Source organism: Mycoplasma sp. CSL10166, assembly GCF_017116885.1.
In the GTDB taxonomy this organism is placed as follows: Bacteria; Bacillota_I; Bacilli_A; order Mycoplasmatales; family Metamycoplasmataceae; genus Mycoplasmopsis.
Window position 1 is genome coordinate 1 of record NZ_JAFIRF010000004.1, and the last position, 4,688, is coordinate 4,688.

Annotated in this window: 4 protein-coding genes; all 4 read right to left on the reverse strand. The window is 23.1% G+C overall.

Going from position 1 to position 4,688, the window contains the following annotated elements; genetic code table 4:
• On the reverse strand, window positions 1–2,294 hold a 2,294-nt coding region (locus tag JXZ93_RS03465), incomplete at its 3' end, for a hypothetical protein (RefSeq protein ID WP_205852738.1).
• Window positions 2,295–2,753: 459 nt separating this feature from the next.
• Entirely contained in the window at window positions 2,754–2,924 is a 171-nt protein-coding gene (locus tag JXZ93_RS03470) for a hypothetical protein (RefSeq protein WP_205852739.1), read from the reverse strand.
• A 112-nt stretch (window positions 2,925–3,036) separates the two neighbouring features.
• Window positions 3,037–3,999: a plasmid recombination protein gene (locus tag JXZ93_RS03475; RefSeq protein WP_205852740.1), complete on the reverse strand. Its 963-nt coding sequence runs from the start codon at window positions 3,997–3,999 to the stop codon at window positions 3,037–3,039.
• A gap of 297 nt (window positions 4,000–4,296) precedes the next feature.
• The coding region (locus tag JXZ93_RS03480) for a hypothetical protein (protein WP_205852741.1) at window positions 4,297–4,688 on the reverse strand (392 nt) is incomplete at its 5' end.

The following is a 4,688-nucleotide window of genomic DNA, read 5'->3' on the forward strand; positions in this document are numbered from 1 at the left end:
CCTTTTCTAATTCATCTTTTTGATTCTATTGTTTCATTTTGTTTTGATTTTAATAGAACCATTGATTCATTGTTATATGCTGTATATCTGTTTTTATATTTATCTTGTTTTAGATAAACAATATTTTTAGTTGCTGATTCAATATCTTTAAATGGTTTTGTTGTTATATAACCATCTTTTATTTCATCAATCATTCTAGTTTTAGATATATTAAAATTAGTTGTTTTTTCAATTTCAATCATTTGTAGTATTTTTTTATTATTTTTTACTCATTTATTACCTGCAAGTGATTTTACTTTCAATTTTTTATCTGGGTTGTTTAAATAAATATCATTCAATTCTTTTGCTAGCTCCAATTTATTATCATTTTTAGGAAAACTTGAAGGACTAGCAATTTTTAATTTTTTCATTTCTTTTATATTGTTTAAAGTTTCAAGAGTTGGAAAATCAATTCTAGTTTTGGGTATTATATGTCCTTTTTCTGAAAAATGTTTCAGTTCTCATAGTTTATCTATATTTAACATTTTCTTTATTTCTACAACTAAATCAGTGTTTTCTATAATATTAATTAATTCATCTTTATTTTTATCAGAGAATACACCAATTCCATCTGTGATAATGTTTCCAATTAATGAAACATCTTCTAATGCTTTGTAAGCATCAAATACTAACATTCTAACAACTGCTGTTATAAATGCTGAGTATATATAATTAGATATTTTTGATGGTGAAGAATCTTCATTTTCATCTGTAATTAAATTTTTGGTGTGTTTTAAATTTATACCTTGTGTTAATTTTCCATAAAATGAATTTGCAAGTAGTTTAAATAACAAATCTAATAATGGGTTATCTTTATGAAGATTTCTCATATCTGTTAGCCAATTTATATACTCTTCAAAAGGTTTAATTGATTTATTAGTTGAGAATATAGCAATTCCATCTTTTTCAATAGCACTCTCATCCCAATCTACAAGATCATTAAAGTATTTTCTTATAATATATAATTCAACTAATGAGTGTGTACCATCAACTTCTAATAATTCTGTTAAAGAATTTTCTGAATATGTTAAAAGTGGTGATATTTTTAAATCATCTTTAAACTTAATTCTCCCTTTAAAAGTACCTAAATCATTAAAAGTATATTTACCATCTTCAATCCCTTTAAAATATTCTTCTTTTTGAATTAATGTGGGGGTTTCTTTTTGATAAACCCTTTTATTATTTTTTTCATTTATATCTACAAATTTACCATCTTGAACTATAAGATGTTTTTTAGTTATACTTGGTAATAATTTTAGTGGGTTTGTATAAGCACCTTTTAAATCAAAATCATAAAAAGGTTTATTTACAACTCCCATTGTATATGCTTGATTTCTTGCTCCTTTATAACTATCAGTCCCATAATTTAAAATTTCTTTATTTTGTTCTCAATGTTTCTTTTCAATTCCATTCTTCAAAGTTGTAAATTCTTTAAAACCTAGATCTTCTCATTTTAATTTCTTTGAAGATATAAAGTTTTTTATAAAAATTGCTTCTGATAATGCTGGTGTTGTTATTTTGGGTTTATCAACACCATTCATAACACCAAATCAATAAATTATTAAACTAAAATATAAAGTTATAGTAGCATCTGTTTTAGCATATTTTATAGCAATATCTTTTGTTATAGGATCTTTTAAAAGACTTGAAAATTGTTCTATTGCTTTACCTTTAAAATCAGGTACAACATTTTCAATTTCTTTTTGTAAATCAACCTTTTCAAAACCTAAAACTTTACCAATTTCATCTAAACTTGCTTTATGATAATTTAATGTATCTTGTATTTTTATTGATTTAAATTCAATTTCAATATTTTCATTTTCTTTTGTTTCTTTATTTTGTTCTATAAAAGAGAACTTATAATTATCAATCTTAAAGTTTGAATATTTACCAAAATCTATACTTGTAAGTCCTTCAATTCCAAAAAAGTTCTCAAAAGTAGATATTTCTGCAGTTGAATAATGTGCTAACAACACAATATCATATTTTGATGATGATCTTATGTTCTGACCTTTTAGAACAAGTAAAGCAATATCTTTCATAAACTCATCAAAGTTTATTTTATTACTTTCAACAATTCTAAAATGTTCTAAAACTTCATTTTTCTTAATTATTGATAATTGGTATGATATTACTTTGTTATTTTTAACATCAAACTCTGTATCAAAACCTATGTAAATAATATTTTTCTTTTTTAATTTTTGATGTGCTTTAAACACATCATTTCTATCAAGATTCCATCTTGTTATTTGCATTTTTGCTCCTTTTATTTGTTTTACTAATAAAAGGTATTAAAAATCACTTATTTTTAAGCACCCACTTTATAGATGATACTTAAAAATAAATGATTTTATTTTTAAACTGTATTATACATTTATGGTATAATATTATCATCAATCAAGGTTATAAATTCACTACTGGGCTACTAAATCATTAGTGAATTTTTAATACCTTTTTTATTATACCAAAATTATTTTTTATTTATAATTTTATGGTCTATCATAAAGTCTAACTTATTTCATTTATTTTAATTATAGACAACAATAAACAAACCCTTTTAAGTTTTATGATAGACAACAAATATACTTTATAAACACAATACATTGTTTGTTAAACAAAAATAGTTAATACAAAATTTAAATGAAAATAGTATTTTAAAATTATGTTCATTTTAAAAAGCACCAACTCCTTTCAAATTCAATGGTGCTTTTTTCTTATATCTTATTTTTAATAATTGTTGATTGCTGAATATATAAATTAAGATCTTTTAATTGTTCTTGGTTATCTGATAAATAATCTTTAATTTCTTGGTATTTTAAAGCTTCAAATAATATAACTTTCTTTCCATATTTTTTAATTTGTATAATTTGATAAAAAACTTTCATTTTTAAGTTCCTTTATATGTGTATGTGTATGTGTGTATGTATAATATACCCTTTAAAGTATATATAAATCATTCAGATTTCAAAGTTTAAGATAGTTTAATATAAATCTTTATTAGTATTCTCTTTCTTTAATATGAGATGATTTTGAAGCATTCTCATTTAAATAAGAATCTACTTGATCTTTAAGTACTCTTATATCTTTATTTAAATAATTGCCTTTTCAGATATTAGAGATAACATTAGCAATCTCTTTACTTTTAACACTAACTCTATCTCTTAAATTTTCCTGGTTTGCTTTTAGTTCAATTTTTGAATGATAAGATTTTGGGTTTGTAGTTCTTATAAATCTTTGTTCTAAATTATCATAATAAATATTTTTATTATTAATTAGATCTTGTAATTTTGAAACCTGTAATTTATTAAAATTTCTAAATTGTTTGTGTAGTTCTCTAAGTCTATCAGTTGTAAACAAATTTGTACTTGATAATTTGTATTCTAAACCTGTTTTCCCTTTATTCTTTTCAAAACCAATACCAATAATATGAATATGTGGTGATGTCTCATCAAGATGTAATGATGAATCATATATTTTAAATTCAGGTATTATCTGTTGTATGTAATTAGTAATATCTTTTTGATATTGGTATCAATACTCTAAATAGTCTTTATCATCATTCAACATATCTTTTAATCAATAAAGTTCATTATCAGAACCTAGTTGTAAAATAAGTTGCTCTCCAATCCCTTGTTTTTGGCTTGGTTTATTCACAATAAAATCAAAATAATCATAATTCTTTATTTGTCTGATTTTCTTTTTACCTTTGTTATATTTATCAATAATTTCTTTTGAAATAAAACTATTGAACCAATCTTTATAACTCTCTTTTCTCTTTAAATATTTATTTTTATGTGAATCTTTGGGTTCAATAAAACTTAATGACTTTTCAACATTCTTATAACTCCTATGATTGTGTCCCAATCACTTTGCAATATCAATTAAAGATTTTGCTTTTCTTTCTTGTTTACTCCCACCACCTGTTGACTTATGAAAACTTGTATTTAATTCTATTATCATTGTCTTTCTCCTTGTTTTTATTTTCAAGAATAGGGGTTGAAAATCCCTAAGAACAGACTTGTCTGTTCTCTTTTGGCTTAGCCAAAAGCCAGGGGGCATAAATGCACTAAACTTGTTTAGGGCATTTTGCCTACCTGGTTCTATAATTTTATAATAAAATTATATCAAAATTCCAGGTTTCTAACATATATAAAAAATTTACTATATATATATATCAGTCAATAGATTAACATTTTCAAAAGAAAATGTTAACAATTGACCTATGGGGCAAAACCACAATAGTCAATTGTTAACATTTTAGTCTTGTTTATTCCAAATTTTCTTGTAAAGTCATCAGAATCTTCTATTTATATCTTCATCTCTTTGTTTAAAAACATATACTTTATTTCTAATCATTCTGCTTTTAACAACTCTTCAAGATTCTTTATTTATATTATTCTTAAATATTTCTGGTAATTCATCATATTTACACATATTTCTAGGGTTAAACCCTTTTTTATTAATACCATAAATCATTACATCTTGCAAAATATTCATATACAATGAATATGATATATCACCACCTTTTCTAATTCATCTTTTTGATTCTATTGTTTCATTTTGTTTTGATTTTAATAGAACCATTGATTCATTGTTATATGCTGTATATCTGTTTTTATATTTATCTTGTTTTAGATAAACAATATTTT